The organism is Bradyrhizobium sp. CCBAU 21365, from assembly GCF_015291305.1.
GTDB lineage: Bacteria > Pseudomonadota > Alphaproteobacteria > Rhizobiales > Xanthobacteraceae > Bradyrhizobium > Bradyrhizobium elkanii.
Genome location: NZ_CP030036.1, coordinates 5,721,664 through 5,745,292 on the forward strand (window position 1 = coordinate 5,721,664; position 23,629 = coordinate 5,745,292).

At 63.0% G+C, this 23,629-nt stretch carries 22 protein-coding genes and 1 tRNA gene; 14 read left to right on the plus strand and 9 right to left on the minus strand.

The features are described 5' to 3' along the window. Positions 1-32: 32 nt before the first annotated feature. Entirely contained in the window at positions 33-1,238 is a 1,206-nt protein-coding gene (locus XI02_RS26855) for an ABC transporter substrate-binding protein (RefSeq protein WP_018272156.1), read from the plus strand. A gap of 138 nt (positions 1,239-1,376) precedes the next feature. On the opposite strand, the gene XI02_RS26860 is transcribed toward XI02_RS26855, so the two are convergent. Then, entirely contained in the window at positions 1,377-2,363 is a 987-nt protein-coding gene (locus XI02_RS26860; RefSeq protein ID WP_050999560.1) for an AraC family transcriptional regulator, read from the minus strand. 341 nt (positions 2,364-2,704) lie between these two features. Between XI02_RS26860 and XI02_RS26865 the strand changes: the two genes are divergently transcribed. The 6 genes from XI02_RS26865 to XI02_RS26890 all read left to right on the plus strand — a co-directional run bounded on the left by XI02_RS26865 (position 2,705) and on the right by XI02_RS26890 (position 7,745). Beyond that, positions 2,705-3,916: an OpgC domain-containing protein gene (locus tag XI02_RS26865; protein WP_038380476.1), complete on the plus strand. Its 1,212-nt coding sequence runs from the start codon at positions 2,705-2,707 to the stop codon at positions 3,914-3,916. Positions 3,917-4,040: 124 nt separating this feature from the next. Continuing rightward, positions 4,041-4,445, plus strand: coding sequence for a DUF2059 domain-containing protein (locus XI02_RS26870; protein ID WP_016840564.1), 405 nt, complete (start codon positions 4,041-4,043; stop codon positions 4,443-4,445). A 287-nt stretch (positions 4,446-4,732) separates the two neighbouring features. After that, positions 4,733-5,122 carry a VOC family protein gene (locus XI02_RS26875; protein WP_016840565.1) on the plus strand — a complete coding sequence of 130 codons (390 nt, stop codon included), beginning with the start codon at positions 4,733-4,735 and terminating at the stop codon, positions 5,120-5,122. Between the two features lie 82 nt (positions 5,123-5,204). Beyond that, positions 5,205-6,347 (plus strand): 3-keto-5-aminohexanoate cleavage protein, encoded by a 1,143-nt coding sequence (locus XI02_RS26880; protein ID WP_016840566.1) that lies wholly within the window; start codon positions 5,205-5,207, stop codon positions 6,345-6,347. A 74-nt stretch (positions 6,348-6,421) separates the two neighbouring features. After that, positions 6,422-7,186 (plus strand): carboxymuconolactone decarboxylase family protein, encoded by a 765-nt coding sequence (locus tag XI02_RS26885; protein ID WP_038380472.1) that lies wholly within the window; start codon positions 6,422-6,424, stop codon positions 7,184-7,186. 28 nt (positions 7,187-7,214) lie between these two features. Continuing rightward, the gene (locus XI02_RS26890; RefSeq protein WP_038380473.1) at positions 7,215-7,745 is read left to right on the plus strand and encodes a hypothetical protein; all 531 of its coding nucleotides are present in this window, start codon (positions 7,215-7,217) and stop codon (positions 7,743-7,745) included. 182 nt (positions 7,746-7,927) lie between these two features. Here the strand turns inward: XI02_RS26890 and XI02_RS26895 are convergent. Beyond that, positions 7,928-8,003: transfer RNA gene (locus tag XI02_RS26895), tRNA-Trp, on the minus strand. A 169-nt stretch (positions 8,004-8,172) separates the two neighbouring features. Here XI02_RS26895 and XI02_RS26900 point away from each other — a divergent pair. Further along, entirely contained in the window at positions 8,173-9,396 is a 1,224-nt protein-coding gene (locus XI02_RS26900) for a serine hydrolase (RefSeq protein WP_038380479.1), read from the plus strand. A gap of 139 nt (positions 9,397-9,535) precedes the next feature. Here the strand turns inward: XI02_RS26900 and XI02_RS26905 are convergent, their stop codons facing one another. Both XI02_RS26905 and XI02_RS26910 read right to left on the minus strand, forming a co-directional pair. Continuing rightward, positions 9,536-10,303, minus strand: coding sequence for an SDR family NAD(P)-dependent oxidoreductase (locus tag XI02_RS26905; RefSeq protein WP_026192903.1), 768 nt, complete (start codon positions 10,301-10,303; stop codon positions 9,536-9,538). Positions 10,304-10,379: 76 nt separating this feature from the next. Beyond that, positions 10,380-11,087, minus strand: a complete 708-nt coding sequence (locus XI02_RS26910) for a histidine phosphatase family protein (RefSeq protein WP_018272163.1) — start codon at positions 11,085-11,087, stop codon at positions 10,380-10,382. A gap of 139 nt (positions 11,088-11,226) precedes the next feature. On the opposite strand from XI02_RS26910, the gene XI02_RS26915 reads away from it, so the two are divergent. From XI02_RS26915 to argE, 4 genes are all read left to right on the plus strand, one after another. Further along, positions 11,227-12,012, plus strand: a complete 786-nt coding sequence (locus tag XI02_RS26915; RefSeq protein ID WP_038380474.1) for an SDR family NAD(P)-dependent oxidoreductase — start codon at positions 11,227-11,229, stop codon at positions 12,010-12,012. A 230-nt stretch (positions 12,013-12,242) separates the two neighbouring features. Further along, complete coding sequence (locus tag XI02_RS26920) at positions 12,243-13,277, plus strand: IS110 family transposase (protein WP_194483232.1); 1,035 nt, start codon at positions 12,243-12,245, stop codon at positions 13,275-13,277. Positions 13,278-13,702: 425 nt separating this feature from the next. Further along, positions 13,703-14,644 carry a transposase gene (locus XI02_RS26925; RefSeq protein WP_172646541.1) on the plus strand — a complete coding sequence of 314 codons (942 nt, stop codon included), beginning with the start codon at positions 13,703-13,705 and terminating at the stop codon, positions 14,642-14,644. A gap of 319 nt (positions 14,645-14,963) precedes the next feature. Continuing rightward, positions 14,964-16,133 (plus strand): acetylornithine deacetylase, encoded by a 1,170-nt coding sequence (gene argE / locus XI02_RS26930; protein WP_018272165.1) that lies wholly within the window; start codon positions 14,964-14,966, stop codon positions 16,131-16,133. 112 nt (positions 16,134-16,245) lie between these two features. On the opposite strand, the gene XI02_RS26935 is transcribed toward argE, so the two are convergent. The 3 genes from XI02_RS26935 to XI02_RS26945 all read right to left on the minus strand — a co-directional run bounded on the left by XI02_RS26935 (position 16,246) and on the right by XI02_RS26945 (position 20,005). Further along, positions 16,246-17,160: a DMT family transporter gene (locus XI02_RS26935; protein WP_038380480.1), complete on the minus strand. Its 915-nt coding sequence runs from the start codon at positions 17,158-17,160 to the stop codon at positions 16,246-16,248. Positions 17,161-17,523: 363 nt separating this feature from the next. Continuing rightward, entirely contained in the window at positions 17,524-18,582 is a 1,059-nt protein-coding gene (locus tag XI02_RS26940; RefSeq protein WP_018272167.1) for a phosphotransferase family protein, read from the minus strand. Between the two features lie 190 nt (positions 18,583-18,772). Then, a complete protein-coding gene (locus tag XI02_RS26945; protein ID WP_038380481.1) occupies positions 18,773-20,005 on the minus strand; it encodes an acyl-CoA dehydrogenase family protein in 1,233 nt (410 codons plus the stop codon). A 257-nt stretch (positions 20,006-20,262) separates the two neighbouring features. Here XI02_RS26945 and XI02_RS26950 point away from each other — a divergent pair, with 257 nt between their 5' ends. Then, positions 20,263-20,952: a TetR/AcrR family transcriptional regulator gene (locus XI02_RS26950; RefSeq protein ID WP_038380482.1), complete on the plus strand. Its 690-nt coding sequence runs from the start codon at positions 20,263-20,265 to the stop codon at positions 20,950-20,952. Positions 20,953-21,187: 235 nt separating this feature from the next. Here the strand turns inward: XI02_RS26950 and XI02_RS26955 are convergent, their stop codons facing one another. After that, a complete protein-coding gene (locus tag XI02_RS26955) occupies positions 21,188-21,583 on the minus strand; it encodes a RidA family protein (protein ID WP_028339340.1) in 396 nt (131 codons plus the stop codon). 238 nt (positions 21,584-21,821) lie between these two features. Then, positions 21,822-23,048, minus strand: a complete 1,227-nt coding sequence (locus XI02_RS26960; protein ID WP_018272171.1) for a CaiB/BaiF CoA-transferase family protein — start codon at positions 23,046-23,048, stop codon at positions 21,822-21,824. Between the two features lie 271 nt (positions 23,049-23,319). Here XI02_RS26960 and XI02_RS26965 point away from each other — a divergent pair, with 271 nt between their 5' ends. Next, positions 23,320-23,562, plus strand: coding sequence for a hypothetical protein (locus XI02_RS26965; RefSeq protein WP_018272172.1), 243 nt, complete (start codon positions 23,320-23,322; stop codon positions 23,560-23,562). The last annotated feature ends 67 nt before the right edge of the window (positions 23,563-23,629 follow it).

The following is a 23,629-nucleotide window of genomic DNA, read 5'->3' on the forward strand; positions in this document are numbered from 1 at the left end:
CTGATAAGAACACCTCGGGGAGGCACACCATCATGAAATCCATCGTCACGAGTCTGTCCGCCGCCGGCCTGATCGCGGCTGTGCTGGCAGGGCCGGCGCTCGCGCAGCAGGCACCGCTCAAGATCGGCGTGCTCACGGATTTCCAGTCGGTCTATTCGGACATCGGCGGCGCCGGCAATGTCGAGGCCACCAAGATGGCGATCGAGGAATTCGGCGGGTCGATGTTCGGCAAGCCGATCGAGCTCGTCACCGCGGACGCCCTCAACAAGGCCGACGTCGCCGCCACCATCACCCGCAAATGGTATGAGGCCGAGAATGTCGACATGATCATCGACATGCCGACCTCGGCGACCGCGCTCGCCGGCATGGAGATGTCGAAGCAGTTCGAGAAGATCATGATCGTGACGGATGCGGCGAGCTCCGACATCACCGGCAAGTCCTGCTCGCCCTACACGCTGCACTGGACCTACGACACCTACGCCAACGCCCACACCGTCGGCAGCGCGATCGTGAAGAACGGCGGCGATACCTGGTTCTTCATCACCGCCGACTATCTGTTCGGCCATTCGATCGAGCGCGACACCGGCGACGTGGTCCGCGCTGCCGGCGGCAAGGTGCTCGGCAGCGCGCGGCATCCGCTCAACACGCCGGACTTCTCGTCCTTCCTGCTGCAGGCCCAGGCCTCGAAGGCCAAGATCATCGGCATGGCCAATGGCGGCGCCGACACCATCAACACCATCAAGCAGGCCTCCGAATTCGGCATCGTTGCGGGCGGGCAGAACCTCGCCGGCATCGTGATGTTCATCTCTGACATCCACAGCCTCGGGCTCAAGCTCGCGCAGGGCCTGATCATCACCGAGGCCTACTATTGGGATCTCAACGACCGCACCCGCGCCTTCGGCAAGCGCTTCTTCGAGCGCATGAAGCGGATGCCGACGATGAACCAGGCCGCGACCTACAGCGCCACCCTGCACTACCTCAACGCGGTGAAGGCCGCCGGCACCAAGGAGACCAAGCCGGTGCTGGCCAAGATGCGCGCGACCCCGGTTCGCGACGCCTTCACCGATAACGGCGTGGTCCGCGAGGACGGCCGCATGGTGCACTCGATGTTCCTGTTCGAGGTCAAGAAGCCCGAGGAATCGAAGGCGCCGTGGGATTATTACAAGGTGCTCGCCGAAGTCCCCGGCGACCAGGCGTTCCGGCCGCTCAAGGATGGCGGCTGCCCGCTCATCAAGTAGGCAAACATGATCATGGCCGGGGTCCGGGACCTCGGCCAGATGCGGCTCTCTTACTGGCTTGTTTGCTCGCGGGGGACAGCGTTTCGCTCCGAGTTCAACATACAGACCACATCAAGAACCGGATTGGGCCAAAGCCAATCAGTTGCTCCGCCATTCGCTGGGCGCCACACCGGACCAGCGCTGAAAGGCATGGCTGAAGCCGCTCAGCTCCGCGTAGCCGAGCGCGAGCGCGATGTCGGTGATATCCATCCGCGTGCCTGCGAGCAATTGGCGCGCAACTTCGAACCGTGATTGGTTCACCAGTTCGCGAAAGCTCTTGCCCTCCGCCTGCAGCCGGCGGTTCAGCGTCCGGGGTCGTACCGACAGTTCGCTAGCGACCTCTTCCAATGAGACGTCCGGAAATATCACCCTTGCGCGCAGCATGCGGGTAACCGTGTCCGTGACGCAGGGTAGTTCGACGGCCCAATAAGCGGCGATGGACTTTTCCAGTATTCGGCGCAGCTCCCCGTTTGCACCGCGAACAGGACGGTCGAGGAGACTGGCCGGAAACACCAGCGCATGCTGCTCTGCATCAAATCGAGGAACGAATCCAAAGAAACGGCGATAGGGTTCAACGTTGCTTGGGGTTCGACGAGAGGTGCGCACCTCTTCGGGCGCCGCACCGACCAACTCCCTCATCATATTGAACCCGATCGCGATCGCTCCGTCAATGATCTGGTCAACGGCCTGCACACCCGGATAGTGCACGGCATACCCCCAAAAAGCGACGTCGTCCTGGATCACAAGATAAGTAACTGCGCCGCGCACATAGCGTCGCTGGTTGGTGCAGAGGTCCAGGATCGCATCCTTGAGCGTCGGAGCAGTATGCATCAGTCGCCCGACGAGCCCAAGGCTGGCGGTCCCTGACCGCTGCCCGACGAGGAATCCGAAATGCTGGCATCCCGTCGCAGCTACGCCAGCCTCGATGAGCCGGCCCAACTCGATGAATGAAATCGAGTTTTCGGGGTTGCGCAGCAGGTCGGGATTGATGCCCGCGCCCGCGATGACGCCTGCGGGATCCTTGCCCAGTTCTCGCAAGACCTGGGGAAGCTCGACCAGAGCTCCGACACGCTGCTGCCCTTCCATTCGCTGCACCTCGGCTTGACGCCTACGGGTTAACTACACTTCGGGGACGCGAGACCATGGGACGTGTCGCAAAATAACAAGCGGCATGAATTGATCTCGATCAACATGTCAAACTGAGACGTCACGTCAGATGACGCGGTACCCTGACAATCCAATCGTGGTCTTTGTAACGACTAGAGGTCTGGCATGGGTATTTCGGGTGCAAGGCCGGGCGCCTTCGACACGGCCCCTGTGTGCGATGTCGCGGGCATTTCCGAGAGACCCGCTCGGGAAGTCTGCTCACGACGCGTTCGAGAAGCGTGACAGCGTAATGGCGCGTCATCCAGCAAATGGAGCGTGACATGCTTAACCGGGACTCGCTAGCTCTCTTCACCCCCGTCGAACGCGACCTTCGGCTCGATTTCTTTCGCGGAATCGGACTGTGGATGATCTTTCTCGATCACATCCCCCACGACCTCGTGTCGTGGCTGACGTTGCGAAATTATGGATTCAGCGACGCCGCTGAATTCTTCGTCTTTATTTCCGGCTATCTGGTCGGATGGATTTATACCCCGATTGTTCGCGGTGGCCAGTTCGCAGCGGCGATGAAACGTCTGTGGAAGCGAGCAGCTCAGATGTACGTCGCGCATATCATGCTGTTTCTGATCTTTACGGCGCAGATCGCGCGCACCGCGCGGCGGTTCGACAATCCAATGTACGAAAACGAATTCAACGTGTTCAACTTCCTTCAGCACCCGGACGTGCTGATTCAGCAGGCGATTACGTTGCGGTACAAGCCGGTCAATCTCGACGTGCTGCCGCTCTACATTACGCTGGTGCTCGCAGCGCCCTTCATGGTCTGGTGCCTGGTGCGCCGTCCCAATCTCACCCTGGCCGGTTCCGTGGTGCTCTATGTCCTGTCGCGGCTGTTCGACTGGAACATCGCATCCTATCCGCCGGGCACGACCTGGTACTTCAATCCGTTCTGCTGGCAGCTCCTGTTCGTGTTCGCCGCCTGGTGCGGGCATGGAGAAATCGCAAAGTACTCGAAATGGGTGTGGTCGAAGACCGCGCTCACGATAGCCGCGGCCTGGCTCTTGTTCGCCTTTGTCATCGTCATGACCTGGCACAGCGCATTCCTCGAATCGCTGATCCCGAAATGGATGGTCAAGGCGATCTATCCCATCGACAAGACCGACCTCGACATGCTGCGCTTCACGCACTTCCTGGCGCTCGCCACCGTCGTCACACTCTTTATCTCACCCGAGTGGAAGCCGTTGAAATCAAAATGGCTGCACCCGACGATACTTTGCGGTCAGCATTCCCTGCCGATCTTCTGTATCGGCGTGCTGCTGTCATTTTCGGCGCATTGGATTCTGACGCAGTACACCAAGGGTGCCTGGGAGCAGCTTGCGGTTAGTTTCGCCGGCGTTCTGATCATGGTGGTCATAGCTTGGTTTCTGGACCGCGCGGCAAAGGTGCCCGACCTGTTTATCCGTGTGACAGAGGGCAGCCAACCCGCGATCGAGGTCGGAGAAACCATCGTCGAGGGGGCGCAAGTTGCAGCTCAATAGGCGACGATTGCTTGGAATACACAACCTTGCGGGGTTTTCCATGCCCAGACATTCATTGGTCATCGGCGGCATTCTTCTTGGTTTGACTTTGACCACGTCCGCACAAACACCGCCGCCCGACGCAATGACGGTGGCGAGAAGCCTGGTGGTTACCCTGAAGCTCGGGGATCAGTACAAGGCGCTGCTTCCTGCTATCCTGTTCCGCATCAAACCTCTGGTCACGCAAGAGAGAGCTGAGCTCGAAAGCGATTACGATCTCATTGTCACCAAAGCCGGCGATCTCTATACGCCCTACTACAATGAAATGCGTGAGCAGGCGGCAGCCGTCTACGCCGCCAATTTCACGCTCGACGAATTGTTCCAGATGGACGCTTTCTTTCGTCAGCCGGCAGGACAAAAGCTAATCGAAAAGTGGTCTGCGATGTCGCTGCAAACCGCTCAGATCGGTCAAGACGTCGGCCGCAAGGCAAGCGAGGATTTACGTCAGCGGCTGACGGAAGCGCTACGGCAGAAGGGTCACAGGCTTTAGCGCCGAGCTCGTTTGATCAAAATCGGATGGCTGGCACGAAAAGGCTATTCGGTATTCTGACGAGAAGCCCGCAATTGCCTGCATCGATAACGATCTTTGCGATGTTGTTGGCTGCAATGTTGGTCAAGTTCAACAAGGCGGGATGGACGATTTCTGCGCTCCTTTGTGTGTTGCAGATAGCAAGAGGCGGAACAGGAGAGCGCGGCTAGCCTCCCGACGTATTCCGGTCGGGAGCCGCAACATGCAGCGACGACGGCTTGCGGCCAAACAATGGAGGGAGAGGATCGATGACCAGCCTGGTGACTCACTTTGAAGTCTACGGCGAAGCTCCTGCGCAGCTCGCGCGGTTCTACGCCAGCCTTTTCGGCTGGCAGATCGAGAAGGCGCCGGGCGTCGACTATTGGCGAATTCAAACCGAACCGGCGAATGGCAAGAGCTTCGGGGGCGGTCTGACCTACCGCGCAGCGGACGGACCGAGTTCATGGCTGCCTTACGTGACCGTCAGCGCGCTGGACGACACTCTTTCGGAAGCGCAGCGCATCGGCGCACATATCGTGCGTCCCAAGACAGCCGTGCCCAGAACCGGCTGGTATGCGGTGCTCACGGATCCCGAGGGAAACTGCTTTGCCATCTGGCAGGCGGACCGCACTGCATTTCCACCGCCAGAACCCGACTGAACAGCCTTCCTGTCGCGGCAACGAACTGCGAGGCGCGGTTTTGAAGTGAAATGCAACGACCACACGATAGAGGGAGACGGACATGTACTACACTGACGACTCGATTCTTCCTGAGAACATGGCGCCACTAATCATCACCGCGGCCCCATATGGGCCGGAGTGGATTCCCGGCGACGCCGACATCCCGGTGACGTGGGATGAACAGGTTCAGGCCGCGGTGGACTGCTACAATGCCGGAGCCACGATGCTCCACGTGCATGTGCGTGACCCCGCCACCGGGCACGGATCGATCGATTTCGACCAGTTCAACTACTTCATCGGCCGACTGAAGCAGGCCGTGCCCAAGATGATCCTGCAGGTCGGCGGCTCGATCTCGTTTGCTCCCAAGTCGGCCGACGCCAAGGCGAAATGGCTCGATTATGATACGAGACACATGTTGACGGAGCTCGATCCAAAACCGGAATGCGTCACGATCGCGACCGGCACAACCCAGTGGGACATCATGTCCTGGATGTCAGCCGACGACATCAAGGGCACCCACCTCGAGAATAACCCAAAGGTCCAGGCGGCATGGGCAGGCATGTGGGTTGATGCTGGGCCGGCCTTCTACCTCGAACACTTGAAGCGGTTGCGGAAGAATCGGATTCAACCGTATTTCGTCCCGGCCCATGTCCATCAGCTGGAGCTTATAGAACGGCTGATCCGTGCCGGCGTCTATATGGGGCCCATGAACCTTGCGATTGCCGGCTATGGCGGCGGCACGCTCGGCCGCAATCCCTATCACTGGATGGAATTCCTTCGTCAGGTCCCGCAGGGAGCGTCTGCGACTTTCTGGACCAGCATGCGCGGCCTGATTCCGATCTCCGCCATGGCGATCGTGCTCGGGCAGCACGTGCGCGTCGGCAATGAGGACAATCTGTGGGGCCCGGACAAGAAGCGCCGGACCACCGTGCAGCAGATCGAAGGTGCCGTGCGGATATGCAAGGAGTTCGGTCGCAAGGTCGCAACCGCGGAGGAAGCTCGCCAGATCATGAAGATCGGCGTCTGGTATGACAGCGTCGAGGAGACGTTGCACAACCTCGGCCTGCCGCCTACCCGCAAGGACGGACAGACCGGGTTCCTGGTGTGGGAGACCGACGGCAAGAAGGCGGTCGCAAAGACCGGCGGCGATTCCCATCCGATGGCCTACTGCATGGTGCCGCCGACACAGGTGGCCGCCGAATAGACCGTGCTACGGGTCCCGCATTCCACTGATGCGGGACCCAGCAACATTTGCTCGACACTTGTTGAGGTGCGGACATGACCAGCAATCGGCAAGCTGAAGCGAACACCGCAACCCGCTCGCCGCATCGGACAGGTCCATGGGATGCGGCGGTCGGTACGCTCCACGAATGGGACCCGACCTGGGCACGCGCGTGTGTCAAGATGACAACCGGCCCGTGGGCCCACGAGGTCATGCCTCGGAAGCTTGTCGAGCTCGTCAGCGTCGCACTGAACGCCGCCTGCACAAATCTCAATCCAGACGGAACACGGCGCCACATCCGCGCTGCGCTCGAAGCGGGCGCGACGCGGGACGAAATCCTCACAGTTCTCAAGATGGCGTCCGTGATGTCGATTCATTCATGCAGTCTGGGCGCCCCCATTCTGCTCGAAGAGGCCAAGGTAGCGGGCGTATCCTCGTCAAAGATGCAAGCAACCGCGACGCCGGCTTGCGACAAGATGAAGACGGTCGGGCAATGGAACAGCGCATGGGATCCGTTCCTTGAACTCGCCCCCGCCTGGACCGATGAATTCATGGCGACCGGCGCGGGCATTTACGGCAGCGGCACTTTCTCGCCAAAGGACATCGAACTTCTCAGCATCGCCTTCGATGCCTCCTACACCCACATGTACGCGCCCGGTACGCGACGGCACATCAAGGGTGCCCTCAAGGCAGGCGCGACCATGGAGGAAATCATGGAGGTGCTGAAGCTCTGCGTTGTGCAGGGCGTGCAGGCCTGCAATCTCGGCGTGCCGATCCTGGCGGATGAATTGGAACGGCGGCGGATTGGTGCCGAGCCTTGATTGGTGCGTCAGAGTCGGAGACCGGACAATGCGCGATCAACAACTTGCTCATATCAAGGAGAAAGGCGTCGCGGAGGCCCGGAGGTTGTTCTGGATTGTTCTCTACCTTTGGGTCCTGCTCGGCCTGTTTGCCGTTCACAGATCGATCGTCCTGAACCAGCAAAACGTATTCTATCATCAGGGCTTCGCCTTCATCAATGCATTGGTGCTGGCGAAGATCATGTTCGTCGCGGAGGCGTTCAACATCGCCGAAGGTATGAAGCACAGGCCACTGATCTATCCGATCGCATACAAGTCGGCCGTGTATGCCGTGATCTTGCTGTCCTTTCACGTGGTTGAGGACGCTCTTATGGGCTTGTGGCGCGGCAAGACGCTCGGCGAAAGCATCTCTTCATTGGGCGGAGGAAGTCCGGAGGAAATACTTGTCGTCGCGCTGATCATGTTCGTCGTTCTGATGCCGTTCTTCGCGTTGAGGGAGGTCGGCAGGGAAATTGGCGACGACAAATTGTACGAGCAATTCTTCGTACGAAGGACGAAATACATTCCAATGCAGTCCTAGCGAAGCTGCTCCGCAGGACGTCATCGCTCCACGTCGGACGTATCCGAAATGCGCCCCCTTGCATCAGCCTGTCGACTGCCGTTCGCGAGGCGGCTGAGCCCGTTTGGGTCCGAACTGGGGCCCGCGCGTCTAGTGTTCCCGGTGCGTTCGCCGCGCAATAATGGCTAAGTATTTGATTTAGCTGGCAGGAGTGGCAGGGCTCGAACCTGCGACCCCCGGTTTTGGAGACCGGTGCTCTACCAATTGAGCTACACTCCTGCAGGGAACCAGCGTCGCCGCCGGTACGCGCCGTTTCAAGCACAGGGCATGGCCGGTTTGCAAGGGCGAAGCGGCGAAGCTTCTGTTCATTGCAAAACTTCTGCGTCAGACTTCGGCCATCACCCCACGTCGGCGCTCCGCCGCAAGAATCAAGAACCAGGGAGAGACCATGAACGCCCAGACCGCCGCCAAGCACGCCACCAACCCAACCACCCCGTCCCTCCCCCTCGCCAAGCCCGAATCGATCGGACTGTCGGGCGCGCGGCTGCAGGCGCTATCCGATACCTTCAAGCGCGAGGTCGACAAGGGAACCGTGCCCGGCGTGACGGTGCTGGTGGCTCGGCGCGGCCAGATCGGCTGGTTCGACGCGATCGGCCGGCAAAGCCCGACCGCCTCGGCGCCGATGACCCATGACACCATCTTCCGCATCTTCTCGATGACCAAGCCGATCGTCTCGGTCGGCATCATGCAGCTGCTGGAGGACGGCCACTTCCTGCTCAACGATCCCGTTGCGAAGTTCATCCCCGAATTCGCCGAGACCAAGGTCGGCGTCGAGAACAACGGCAAGCTCGAGCTGGTCGCGGCGAAACGGCAGATGACGATCCAGGACCTGCTCCGCCACACGTCTGGGCTTACTTATGACCACACCGGCAACGGCCCGGTGCAGCAGCTTTACCAGCAGTCGCGGCTGCGCAGCCGCAAGATCACCAATGCCGAGCACGCCACCATGCTCGCCGGCATGCCGCTGGTCTGCCAGCCCGGCGCCGAGTGGAACTACAGCCGCTCCACCGACGTCCTCGGCCGCATCATCGAGGTCGTCAGCGGCAAGACGCTCGGCGCGTACCTCACTGAGCGCATCCTCGCGCCGTTGCAGATGACCGAGACCGCCTTCCACACCGGGGAAGCCAATGCCGGCCGCCTCGCCGAGGCGTTTGCCAACGATCCCTGGACCAACGAGAAGGTGCAGCTGTTCAACATGCTGGAGAAGCCGGCGATGGAATCCGGCGGCGGCGGACTGGTTTCAACCACGATGGATTATGCCCGCTTCGCGCAGATGCTGCTGAACGGCGGCTCGCTCGACGGCGCCAGGATCATCGGCCGCAAGACGCTCGAATTCATGGCCTCCGATCACCTCGGCGCCGGCGTCACGATCCAGGGCACGCTGGTGTCACCCGGCCACAGTTTCGGCCTCGGCTTCGCCGTGCGCATGCAGCAGGGCATCTCGCCGTTCTCCGGCTCGGTCGGCCAGTATTTCTGGAGCGGCATGGCCGGCACGTTCTTCTGGATCGATCCGAGCGAAGACCTGATCGCCGTCTTCATGATGCAGGGCCCGGGCCAGCGCGAATATACCCGCTCGCTGGTGCGCAACGGGGTGTATGCGGCGGTGGAGTAAGGCGAGCACGCCTCCCCTTGCTCCTCGTCATGCCCGGGCTTGTCCCGGGCATCCACGTCTTTGGGGTCGCGAAGGACGACGTGGATGGCCGGGACAAGCCCGGCCATGACGACAAATCGCGACCTCGGCGACGTCGGCGTCAGCTGATCGTCGCGCCGCCGTCGATCACGATGGTCTGGCCGGTCATGAAGTCGCCGGCGCGCGAGCCCATCATCACGGCGGCGCCCGCGATCTCGTCCGGCACGCCGATCCGCAGCAGCGGCGAGCGTGCGGTCGAGGCCTTCAGATTGTCCGGATTGTCCCACAGCGCCTTGGCAAAGTCGGTCTTGATCAGGCCCGGCGCGATGCAATTCACGCGGATATTGTGCTTGCCGTATTCGCAGGCGAGGTTGCGCGCGAGCTGCATGTCGGCGGCCTTGGAGATCGCGTAGGCGCCGAGGATGGTCGAGCCCTTCAGGCCGCCGATCGAGGACACGATGATGATCGAGCCGTCCTTGCGCTCGATCATCTGCGGCACCACCATCGAGATCAGCCAGTTGTTGGCGACGATGTTGTTGTCGAGGATCTTGCGGAACTGATCGTCGGAGATGCCGGCGAGCGGACCGTAGTAAGGATTGGACGCCGCGTTGCAGACCAGCACGTCGATCTTGCCGAAGGCGCGGTTGCTCTCATCGACCAGGTTCTGCAGGTTTTCCTTCGACGAGATGTTGGCCGCGATCGCAACCGCGGTGCCCTTGCCGTAGCTGTCGTTGATCTCCTTCGCCACCTGCTCGCAGACGTCAGCCTTGCGCGAGGAGATCACGACCTTGGCGCCGTGCTCGGCCATGCGCTCGGCGATCGCGCGTCCGATGCCGCGCGTCGAGCCGGTGATGACGGCGACTTTTCCCTTCATGTCGAACAAGGTCATGTTTCTCTCCCTGATGTTGCGGTGTTTGAATTCTGCGTTGAGCTTAAGCAGCGTCGCGGGGTTGCGATAGCAGCGATCACGCAAGCTTGCTCGCCGGCCTGACTTCCGGCCCGGACGGCTGATGCATCGCGGCGTGGCGCGGATCGGCAATCCACGGCTGCTGGTTCACCATCGGCAGCCGCCAGGTCGACAGGCCGGCGCTCGCGATGTGATCGAGCCGCGTCACCGAGACGTTGTCGATGTCGAAGGACAATCCGCGGTCCGGCTGGCCGCCAAGCGCCAGACCGACCGCGGCCTTGATGACGCCGCCATGGCCGACTGCGATGATATTCCTGCCCGCTTCCGCGGCGGTGATCCGCACGATGGTGCGGCAGACGCGGGTATAGAGATCCATGTAGCTCTCGCCGCCGGGCGCGGGCTCGTTGACATCGGCGAACCAGGCCGTGCCCGGCGGACGGCTGGCGAGAAACGCCGCGCGGTTCATACCCTGCCACTGGCCGAGATGCTGCTCGGCGAAGTCGCGTTCCTGCGTCATGATTTCAGGTCTTGGAAACCCGGCAGCCCAGATCGCGTCCGCGGTCTTGTGCGTGCGTTTCAAATTGCTCGAATACCAGACCGCATCGCGCGGCAGCATCTTGGCGACCGCCTCGAACACTTGGGTGTCGCCGGTGTCGCAGTCGATATCCTCTTGCCCGTAGATGTTGCCGCCGTCGCTGCGCACCGGCGCGTGGCGAACCCACCACCACCGCGTCACCGTCACGTCAGGCTTGTCTGGATTGGACATCGGATGAGCCCTTCAATAGTGTCCCGTCTCGCTGTACGTCACGCCGCACATCGTCTCAAGTGCTTCGGACGTTTGAAATTTTGTTTGAATTCCGTCGCGCGGCAGACGCGTCGGGGATCACGTGAACAGGGAGAAAATCATGGGCCGCCTCGAAGGCAAATCCGTCATCATCACCGGCGCTGGCAGCGGCATCGGCCGCGCCGCCTCGCTGCTGTTCACCAGGGAAGGCGCCAAGCTGATCGCGGTCGATCGCACCGAAGGCGTGAACGAGACCGCCAAGCTGGTGCGCGACGCCGGCGGCACCGTCGAGGCCGTCACCGCCGATGCCGGCTCGGAGAGCGACGTGAAGGCCTTCATCGAGAAGGCGGTTTCGAAATACGGCAAGCTCGATGCGATCTGGGCCAATGCCGGCGTCAGCGGCGGCCTCGTCCCGCTCGCCGACCAGACCGTCGAACATTGGCAGGAAGTGCTGCGCGTCAATCTGATCGGCCCGTTCCTCGCGATCAAGCATTCGATCCCTCATATGACGAAGCAAGGTTCCGGTTCGATCGTCTGCACCGCGTCCGTCGCGGGCCTGAAGTCGGGTGCCAGCGGACATCCCTACGGCGCGAGCAAGGCCGGCGTCATCAGCCTGGTGCAGACCACCGCCTACTCGCTCTCCGGCACCGGGGTGCGCATCAATGCGGTGTGTCCGGGCCTGATCGAGACCGGCATGACCAAGCCGGTGTTCGATCGCGCCAAGGAGCGCGGCACCCAGGACAAGATCGGCCAGCTCAATCCGCTCAAGCGTGCCGGCCAACCGCACGAGCTCGCCGCGATGGGATTGTTTTTGGCGAGCGATGAAGCGTCCTACGTCAACGGCCAGGCCATCCCGGTCGACGGCGGCCTGACGGCGTCGATGCCGTATACGGGCAAGCCGATCTAGCAACGCCAGTCTCCAGTGGTCATCCCGGCGGCGGCCCAGATGACTCCACATTCACGACCGTCGTCCCGGCGAAGGCCGGGACCCATAACCACAGGGTTGTGTTGTTGGAACGGGCCGTGGCCCCAGCGTCACGCAACAATCGGCATTTGTGGTTGATGGGGTGGACGGCCCCCTACGGCATCAGTTGTGCCAGAATGAGGTTGTTGCAATCTCAGACAAGGGAGCCGTCCGTGAGAGAGATTATCCGCATCGGTATGGATACGTCGAAGCATATTTTTGTGCTGCATGGGGTTGATGCAGCCGAGCAGGTTGTGTTGCGCAAGAAGCTGTCGCGGAAGCAGGTGCTGGACTTCTTCGCCAAGTTACCACCGACGGTGATCGGGATGGAGGCCTGCGGAGGCTCGCAGCATTGGGCGCGAGAGCTTGGCAAGCTCGGCCATGAGGTGAAGCTGATGGCCCCGCAACTGGTGAAGCCCTACGTGATGCGGAACAAGAACGACGGGCGGGATGCGGAAGGGCTGTGTGAAGCGATGGGCCGGCCGAGCATGCGCTTTGTGCCAGTCAAGACGGCCGAGCAACAGGCCGCGCTGATGCTGACGGGTATCCGCGATGGATTGATCGCCCGGCGCACCCAGCTTGGCAATACGATCCGTGGCCATGCGGCGGAGTTCGGCCTGATCGCAGCCAAAGGGGTCGACAAGGTCGAGCCGCTGCTGGCGCGGATTGCGCAGGACGAGACGCTTCCCGCCCTGGCGCGCGAGTTGTTTGTCGTGCTGGGCCGCGAGTACGCCAGGCTCGAGGGCGAGCTTGGGGAGATCGAAGCCAAGCTGATGGCCTGGCACCGATCCGATGCCACGGGTCGGCGTCTGGCGCAGATTCCCTCGATCGGTCCAATCATTGCGACGATGCTGGTGATGAAGACGCCGGATCCGCTTGCCTTCCGTTCCGGCCGGCACTTTGCGGCTTGGCTCGGCCTCACACCTCAAGACCATTCCACCGGCGGCAAGACCAGGCTCGGCAAGATTACGCGGGCGGGCGACGAGGACTTGCGACGGCTGCTGGTGATCGGGGCCACGGCGGTGATCCAGCAGGCCAGGCGCGGGCGCGGTCATCACTCGCGCTGGCTGCTGGCACTGATCCGGCGCAAGCCGCCGAAGCTTGCGGCCGTGGCGCTCGCCAACAAGGTGGCCCGCATCGCCTGGAAGCTGATGGCAACAGGTGAGAGCTACGATGTGGCACGGATGAATCCCATTCCGGCCACCTAACAGATTGGCCGGCCGGCGGGCTCGCTCGCCGGTCGACCCGGAGCTGCAGGAGCAGATGGAGCGATCGATCGAGCAACGATGCGAGACAATCCGTGGGACCCATCGGCCGTCAACAGGTCGCCTGGTTGTTTGGAACTCGCATCGCGCAACCCATCTTGGCCAGCGATCGACCCGATCGCACTCAACAGGCCGGACATATGGATGCAAGCGATCCGATCTCACCAAAAAGCTCTTGTGCCACGGGGGCCGTCCACATATGGGTCCCTGTGTCTTGGAAGTGTGTCAGGATGAGGGTGGGCGGGAAGCCGTTGGGTCCTTGGCGCTTGACGCCGTGAGCCGGCTCGGTCTCCCGCCCGTTCCATCTATCAACCTGAACAGTTGCACGAGGCTGCACCAACAGACCTCGCATCACAGGGACAGGCACCGTGATCATAGCTCTTCGTTACGTCGGAATCGACATCTCCAAGAAACACCTCGATATCTTTGATGAGGCTGACGGCGTGCCGAGGCGCATTGCCAACGCGACACAGGCCATCACACAGCAGGTGGCGCGTTGGCAATGCGATGCGCTGGTGGTCTTCGAGGCGACGGGTATCTATGACCTCGCGCTTCGCGAGGCGCTGCGTCAGGCCGGGATCCAGTTCGCACGGATCAACCCGGCCCGTGCCCGCGACTTTGCACGGGCCAGCGGCCTACTCGCCAAGACCGATCCGATCGATGCGCGGATGCTGGCGGCCTTTGCGCGGGCCATGCAGCCCGCCCCCGAGCAGGTCGCCGATCCTGCACGGGGCGCCTTGGCGAGGCTTGCAAAACGGCGGGATCAGCTGGTCCTCATGCGCGCCCAGGAGAAGAACCGGCGCAGCGAGGCCGACGATCGCGCCATGGCCGAACGCATCGGCCGCCTCATCGAGGTCCTCGACAGCGAGATCGCCGAGATCGAGGCCGACATCAGCGCATTGATTAAAGCCGAAGCGCAGATCGCGGACGATGCGAAGTTAATGCGTTCGCTGCCCGGCGTGGGTCCCGTGGCCTGCATGCAGCTCATCGCGCAGATGCCGGAACTCGGGCGGGTCGGACCGAAACAACTCGCAGCGCTCGCTGGCCTTGCTCCCTTCAACGTCGACAGCGGCACCTTCCGCGGCAAGCGCAAGATTGCGGGCGGCCGAAAGCGCATTCGTGACGCCCTTTATATGGCGGCCCTCAACGCAGTTCGCAGAGCTGATCCGTTCAAGGCCTTCTATGCACGACTGCGACAGGCCGGAAAACCAGCCAAGCTCGCCCTCATCGCCGTCGCCAGGAAGCTGCTCACGGTCCTCAATGCCATGATGCGAGACCGAAAGCCGTACCTGCAGACCAAACCAACATAACAGTTGCCGGCCTTCGCCGGGACGACATCGAAGGTGTGGTTCGCTGCGGGTCATACATCCGCGTTCTCGCGACATGATTTACCACGCGCAGCGTCCACCGCATCTCGACCCACGTTCGTGACGACCGCGAAGCGCGCCCTCGATCGGGTGAGACGACCGGATCCGAGCAACCGTGCGCCGTAGGATGGGTCTGCAATAACCGCCGGCAACGGTCCGAATATTGCTTGGCCCCGGCAGGCCAACCAGCTGTTATACTTCGCTGGCAGGATCGCCCGCACACTCGTCATTCCTCGCACAGTCCCTCGCAAACGAACAGGCAATGCAAAATCAACGTCCCGACCGCATCCGCAAGCTCTTGGCCGACCTCGTCGCGTTCGACACCGTCAGCGACCGCAGCAACCTGCCCCTGATCGACTACATCGAGCGCTACCTCGCCTCGCTTGGCGTCGGCAGTCAGCGCATCGTCGACGAAACCGGACAGAAGTCCTCGTTGTGGGTCACGATCGGCCCCGAGGACAAGGCCGGGCTGGTGCTGTCGGGGCATACCGACGTCGTGCCGGTTGTGGGACAGGACTGGAGCCACAACCCGTTCGAGCTCGTCGAGCGCGACGGGCGGCTGTACGGCCGCGGCACCACCGACATGAAAGGCTTTGTCGCCGTCTGCCTCGCGATGGTTCCCGAGATGCTCGCGGCCGATCTGAAGACGCCGATCAATCTTGCTATCTCCTATGACGAGGAGATCGGCTGCGTCGGCGTGCGGCCGATGCTGCGCGAGGTCGCACGCAAGCCGATCAAGCCGCTTGGCTGCTTCGTCGGCGAGCCGACCCAGATGCAGGTGATCATCGGGCACAAGGGCAAGCACGGCGTGCGCGCCACGTTCCGCGGGCTCGCCCGCCACTCCTCGATCGCGCCCGACGGCGTCAACGCCATCGAATATGCCGCCGACCTGATCACCGAAATCCGCCGTCGCGCCGCGTTGCTGGCCGCGGATGCCGAACAAGTCAGCCTCTACGATGTCCCGCACTCGACCCTGCTCACCAGCATCGTGCATGGCGGCGCCGCGCTGAACATCGTGCCCGACCATTGCGCCGTGGAATTCGAGTGCCGCGGCATCGGCATCACCGAGTCGAGAGAAGTGACCGATGCGATCATCGCCTGGGCGAAGGCCGAGATCGAGCCAGCGATGCGCAAGCGGCATCCCGAATGCGGCATCGACTTCGAGGAGATCCTCGATTATCCCGCGCTCGACACCGCGGCGGACGCTGCGATCGTCACGCTCGCCAAGCAATTTGCCGGCCGCAACGACCACGCCAAGGTCGCCTTCGGCACCGAGGCCAGCCTGTTCGTCAGCATGGCGGACGTGCCCTCCGTCGTGGTCGGCCCCGGCTCGATCGCACAGGCGCATACGCCGGATGAGTTCGTCGAGATGTCGCAACTCGAGGCGTGCGGCGCATTCGTCGCACGGCTGATCGCGCATTGCGCGAAGTGATTTGCAAATGATTGCGTGGGATGGGTAGAGCGAAGCGAAACCCATCCCCTCGTATCCGCGGCGCCATGATGGGTATCGCTGCGCTCCACCCATCCTACGGATCACGGATGCATCACAGCCCGTCCGGCGGCAGGCCCGGTCCGGTCGCGGCCGGACGCAGCTTGTCGCGCTTGCGCTCGCGGTAGAAGGCATAGAGGCCGGAGGCGACGATGATCGCGGCGCCGGCGAGCATTGGACCGTCGGGCTTGTGGCCGAAAGCGAGATAGCCCGTCAGCATCGCCCACGGCAGCGCGGTGTAGCGGAACGGCGCCACCGCCGAGATGTCGCCTGTGCGCAGCGACACGATGATGCACTGGTAACCGATCAGGATCAGCACTGCGGCGAATGTGAGCAGGCCGAGCGCATTGCCGGACAGCGGGCGCCAGCCGCCGAGCGGGACAAGAACGACAGCACCCGCCGTCGTTACGGTCACGGTGGTGAGCAGCGTGATGAACACGGTCGGCAAGTGCTTCGGGATGCGGCGGGTGGCGAGATCGCGCACCGCGCAGAAGCCGACCGACGCCAGCGCCAAGAGCGCAGCCTGGCTAAAGCCTTCCGCACCCGGCCGAACGATGACGAGGACGCCGATGAAGCCGGCTGATATCGCGAGCCATCGCCGCCAGCCGACCGGCTCGCCGAACACCAGCGCCGCGCCGAGCGTGATGACCAGCGGCAACGCCTGGAAGATCGCCGAGGCGTTGGCGAGCGGGATCTGCGAGATCGCGGAGAGATAGGTCAGCGTGCCGCCGATCTCGCCAAGGACGCGCAGTCCGACCGGCCAGATCAGCAGCGCACGGAAGCTGCGCAGCGCGTCGCGGTACCAGGCGAGCGCCGCGACCAGCACCATGGCGACCAGGCCGCGGACGAGCAGGATCTCCCCGATGTTGAGCTCCGCCGACACCGCCTTGGTGATGGTGTCGTTGACCGTGAAGCTGGCCATGGCCGCAGCCATGAACAGGCTGCCGCGAAGATTCGAGGAAAGGGTCAAAATGAAAATGTCCGATCAGGACCAGGGCGGGCGTTGACCGGACTGACTTGCCAAAGCGGCAGCGCGAACTCAAGTCACAGATCGCTACAATGCGGAAACATGCCGCACTTTGCAGCGGCGGCGCGAGCCCTGAGGATCGCGTCATCGCATCAGCTTCGCCGGCGTCCTGCTCGCTCTTAGAGGCTTGGGGTGAGGGGCTGCCTCTGCAAACTCCGTGAAGGACGGACTCGCGGAGAGTCCCCCTCACCCGGATCGCATTTCGCTTCGCTGCATGCGATCCGACCTCTCCCCGCAAGCGACGCACGCGGGGCGAGGTGAAAAGAAATGCGGCGCGAGCCCTGAGGATCGCGCCGCGTTCCTGGATCAGGTTGCGCCGGCCTTCTGCGCGTATTCCCAAGACGCCTGCGACAGCGGCACGGTGCGCTTGGCCGACTCGAGGGCCTTGGCATTCGACGCGGTGCCGTCGCGCACCCGCCCCGCGATGCCTTGCGTGATGCCCGCCAAGCGGAACAGATTGTAGGAGAAATACCAGTTCAGGTCGGGCACCGGGATGCCGGTCACGTCGCAGTAGATCTGCGCCGCCTCATCCTGGCTCGGAATGTTCAATGCCTTGAGGTCGGCATTGACGAGGCCCGGCATGGTCCACTGCATCAGCAGATAGGTGAAGTCAGCCATGGGATCGCCGAGCGTCGACAATTCCCAGTCGAGCACCGCCTGCACCCGCGGCTCGGTGGCGTGGAAGATCATGTTGTCGAGGCGATAGTCGCCATGGACGATCGAGACGCGCTTCTGCTCCGGAACGGTTTTCGGCAGCCACTCGGCGAGCTTCTCGAATTCGGGAATGTGCTGGGTTTCGGAGGCGCGGTACTGCTTGGTCCAGCGGTCGACCTGCCGCGCAAAATAATTGCCGGGCTTGCCGAAGTCGCCGAGGCCGATCGCCTCGGGATTGAACAGATGAAGCTTGGCCAGCGTCTCGATCTTGCTGGCGAAGATCTTGCGGCGCGCGTCGGGCTCCTGGGTCGGCAGCGTCGGATCCCAGAACACCCGCCCCTCTTCCATCGACATGATGTAGAAGGCCGAGCCGATCACCGCGTCGTCGGTGCACAGCGCGTAGGCTTTCGCGACCGGGAAATTCTGCTTGCCAAGCGCCGCGATCACGCGGAACTCGCGATCGACCGCATGCGCCGACGGCAACAATTTACCGAACGGCTTGCGCCGCATCACATAGTTGCGGCCGGGGGTCTCGAGCTTGTAGGTCGGGTTGGACTGGCCACCCTTGAACTGCAGGACCGTGAGCGGGCCCTGATAACCCTCGACGTGTTCCCTCATCCAGGCGTCGAGACTGGCCTCGTTGATACGATGGCGCTCCTCGACTTCCCTTGTGCCGGAAAATTCCTCGTCTTTCCTGACGCCGTCCGCCACGATGACGCTCCCTCAATCATTCTTGGGGAACGCTATCATGCGTTCCCTTCGGTTCACTCCGTCACACCCTCATGGTGAGGAGCGCGGAACGCGCGTCTCGAACCATGAGGCCCCGCCTGTAGCCTGCATCCTTCGAGACGCCCTGCGGGCTCCTCAGGATGAGGTTCAGAATGGTGATCGCGCAGCAAGATCAGTGCGACGTGTTTGCATACTTCCGAAGTTCAAGTCTGGCAATGGCGCGATTGTGCACCTCGTCCGGACCGTCGGCGAGACGGAGCGTGCGGATGTGGGCATAGGCGCGGGCGAGGCCTGCCTCGTCGGAGACGCCGCCGCCGCCATAGGCCTGGATCGCCTGGTCGATGATCTTCAGCGCCATGTTGGGAGCCGCGACCTTGATCATCGCGATCTCGGCCTGCGCGGTCTTGTTGCCGACCTTGTCCATCATGTCGGCGGCCTTGAGGCAGAGCAGACGGTTCATCTCGATGTCGGTGCGGGCGTCGCCGATGCGCTGCTCCCAGACCGAATGCTCGATGATCTTCTTGCCGAACGCGGTGCGCGAGGCGAGCCGCTTCACCATCTTCTCCAGCGCCTCCTCGGCCTGGCCGATGGTGCGCATGCAGTGATGGATGCGGCCCGGACCGAGCCGGCCCTGCGCGATCTCGAAGCCGCGGCCTTCGCCGAGCAGGATGTTTTCCTTCGGCACGCGGACGTTCTCGAGCAGCACCTGGGCGTGGCCGTGCGGCGCATCGTCGAAGCCGAACACCGGCAGCATCTTCTCGACCTTGATGCCGGGGGTGTCGAGCGGCACCAGGATCTGCGACTGCTGCTGATGCTTGGCGGCGTTGAAGTCGGTCTTGCCCATCAGGATCGCGATCTTGCAGCGGGGATCGCCGACGCCCGACGACCACCATTTGCGGCCGTTGATGACGTAGTGATCGCCGTCCTTCTCGATGCGGGTCTCGATGTTGGTGGCGTCGGACGAAGCGACCGCCGGCTCGGTCATCAGGAAGGCGGAGCGGATCTCGCCGTCCATCAGCGGGCGCAGCCATTTGCGCTTCTGCTCCTTGGTGCCGTAGCGGATGAACACTTCCATGTTGCCGGTATCGGGGGCGGAGCAGTTGAACACTTCGGACGCCCAGGAGATGCGGCCCATCTCCTCCGACAGCAGCGCGTATTCGAGATTGGTCAATCCCGCGCCATGGAATTCATCGTCTTCATGCGAGGACGGCGGCATGAACATGTTCCAGAGGCCTTCGGCCTTCGCCTTCTTCTTCAGATCCTCGAGGATCGGGATCACCTTCCAGCGCGGGCCTTCGGCGTCCTGCTTGTCGTAGATCGGCACGGCGGGCCGAACATGCGCTTTCATGAAAGCCTGAACGCGCTCCAGCCATTCCTTCTGCTTGGGCGACATCGTGAAATCCATGGGACGCTCCTCGTTTCCTAGACTTGGGCCGCTCACTCGGGCCGCAGCCATTTGTCGACATTGTTGACCCCGCCTCCGCGGCTCGCAAGGGCGTTCGCAGAAGAGCGGCGGTGGTGTGCCAGAATGCTGCCCCGCGATCAGCGGATTGACATTTCCAGCTCTTCAAACGATAGTTTCATACAAATGTTTGAAATGCAACTCCCTGTCGTCTTCGTCATTCCCCGGCGTACCGCGGAATAACGGAAAGGCTCCCAGCCATGGCCAGCGACCAGACCCGATCCGCCATTCTCGCCGCCGCCGAGCGGCTCTATGCCGACCGCGGCTTCGGCGACGTCACGCTGCGCGACATCGTCGCGGAAGCGAACGTCAACCTCGCGGCGGTGAACTATCATTTCGGCTCCAAGGACGAATTGATCGCGGAGCTGTTCGTCACCCGCAGCATCCAGACCAACCGCGAGCGTCTCAACGAATTGCGGGCGGCGGAGGAAAAAGGCGGCGGCCGCGCCGCGATCGAGGACATCATGCGCGCCCTCGTCGGCCCCACCCTGCGCGGCTGCCTCGGGCCGGATCGCGAGGGCTCGACCGCGGCGCGCTTCATGATCCGCGCCTCGATCGAATCCGTGCCGCCGATCCGCCGCATCAAGAATCGCGAGGTCGATCACTTGCGCAAGTTTGCCGCCGCGATGCGCCGCGCGATGCCGGCCAGCAGCGACACCGAGCTCTATTGGGGCCTGCACTTCGCGCTCGCGATGGCGCACCACACCATCCGCGAGAAGGAACGCCTGCTGCGGCTGTCGGAAGGCAAATGCGACCTGGACGACGTCCGCGGCATCATCGACCGCGTGGTCACGGTCTCGGTGACGGCACTCACGATGGGCGACGTGCCGAGCAGGCCGGCCGCGCGGCCGGTCGCGATGCACGGTCGGCTGACGCGCCAGGATCTGTGAAACGCGCGCGAAGAAGCCAGGCCGGATAACGCCGGCAATAGGATTGCGCTCCTCGCCCCGCTCTTGCGGGGAGAGGATTGGGGTGAGGGGCCGATCCGCGCAGACGGTTGCAGCCGAACTCGCGGAGACTCCCCCTCACCCGTATCGCATCTCACGATGCGATCCGACCTCTCCCCGCACGCGGGGCGAGGTGACGCGAAGCCTGTTGCGCGATGCGAGACTCCGTCGGCGCGCCCTACACCATCGCGATGCAGTCGATCTCGACGTCGAACGGCCCGGTCCATTCCGGGATGCAGACGAAGATCCGCGCCGGCGGCTGGTGCGGGAAGTACCTTGCATAGACTGCGTTGAAGGTTGTGAAGTGCTTTGCCGAGGTGCAGAACACGTTGCACTTCATCACATTGTCGAGCGTGGCGCCGGCCGCCTCAAGGCATTGCTTGAGCTGCTCCATGACCAGCTCGCTTTGCCGCTCCATCGACGCACCGGCGGCGAACTCGCCGGTCGCGGGATCGAACGGCGGCAGGCCGGAGACGAACACCATGTTGCCGGCGCGGGTGACCGGCGATGCCGGCGCCTTCCAGCGCTCGAGCCAGCTCGAGATCGGCTCGACGCGGACCACTTCCCGTTTCATGATTGGCACCTTCGATGAGGGATCGATGGCGCCAATCTAGCGGGCGGATGTCAATGATGCTTCGATATCGGTCGAAGTGTTATCGCGCGGGCTCCACTGTCTGACCGTCATCCTGAGGAGGCCGCGCAGCGGCCGTCTCGAAGGATCGACGGCCACCGGCCGGGCCGTCGACCCTTCGAGACGCGGCCAAGTGGCCGCTCCTCAGGATGACGGAATGGCGGCTCGAGGGCGCGCGAGCCTACAGAATCCCCTGCGCCTTCAGCCCCTCGACCTTGGCGTCGTCATAGCCGATGGTCGCCAGGACTTCCCTGGTGTCGGCCCCTAACAGCGGCGGGGCGCGGTATTCGGTGATCGGCGTGCCGGAGAAGGTCAGCGCGTTGCGGATCAGCGACAGGTTCGGTTCGAACGGATGATCGACCTTCACCCGCATGCCGCGCGACTGCACGTGCGGATCGCTGAACACCTGCTCGAAATTGTTGATCGGGCCCGACGGCACGCCGGCCTCCTCGAGCTTCTCCAGCCAGTAGGCCACCGGGTGCTTCAGGAACAGCCCGGCGAAGATCGCCATGATCTCCTTGCCGTGCACGACGCGGTCGTTGTTCTTGACGAAGCGCTTGTCGCTCGCGAGTTCGGGCTCGCCGAGCACGGCGCAGGTGCGCTGGAACTGGCCGTCATTGCCGACCACCAGCATCAGCTCACCGTCGGTGCAGCGGAACACGCCGGCCGGCATGCCGCCATTGCCCCAGGTGCCGCGGCGCGGCGGGGTCTTGCCATTGACGAGGTAGATCTGCAGCCAGTGCGACAGCGACGCGATCACGGTGTCGAACAGGCAGACGTCGATATGCTGCCCTTCCCCGTTGTTGGCGTCGCGATGGTAGAGCGCCGAGAGGATACCGATCGAGGTGTTCATGCCGGTCATGTAGTCGACGATCGAGGGGCCGACCTTCATCGGGCCTTCGCCGGGCTCGCCGTCGATATGGCCGGTGACGCTCATCAGGCCGCCCATAGCCTGCAGGATCGCGTCATAGCCGGCGCGCGGTGCGTAAGGTCCGGTCTGGCCGAAGCCGGTGACCGAGCAATAGATGATGCCGGGGTTGAGCTGCTTGATGGTCTCGTAGTCGAGGCCGTAGCGCTTGAGGTCGCCGACCTTGTAGTTCTCCATCATCACGTCGGCCGTCTTGGCAAGCTCGCGGATGATCGCCTGCCCTTCCGGCTTGGCGATGTTGACGGTGACCGACTTCTTGTTGCGGTTGGCGCAGAGATAGAACGAATTGTTGTTGTTCTGCTTGCCTTCGGGATCGGTGAGATAAGGCGGGCCGAAGGCGCGGGCGTCGTCGCCCCCGCCGGGCCGCTCGATCTTGATGACCTCGGCGCCGAGATCCGCCAGCATCTGGGCCGACAGCGGGCCTGCGAGCACCCGCGTCAGGTCGAGAATCTTGATGCCCGAGAGTGGCAGAGCCGACATGAACGTTCCTCCAAAGTCTTGCGATATCTTGATTGTGTGGCGCCGGGCCGCTGCCCGCGCGCGCTCAAGCCTGCCGATACACCATTTTGGTGTGACGAGCACTGCATTGTCGGCATGAAGCCATCCACGGGCGGCCTATGTGCGACGCACCGGCGGTATTTGGCCGGAACCGGCCGGCCCCTGCCCCGATTGCCGCCACGCGAAATTGTGAAGATGGCCGACACCGATTTGCCTCAGCGTCAGCGGTATTTGGCGCGACGAGGAGGAAAACATGCGGACGATCACGACGGTCGGGCTGCTGCTGGCGCTGCTTGCAGTCGCTATGCCGGCGGCTGACGCGCGCCATGGCCATGGCCATGGCGGCGGGCACGCGATGCACGTGGGCGGCGCCACCGGCGCCGGCGGTTTTGCCGACGACAAGCGCCACGGCAACGCCCCCTACACCAAGGCGGCCTCGGACGAAGAGGACCGCCTGCTCAACAGCAAGCTGAAGAGCATCTGCCGCGGCTGCTAAAGCGCGATGGGATCAGGCGGCGCTGGAGCGGCAACGGAGGTTCGCCTCTTTCCGGCGGGGAGAGGTG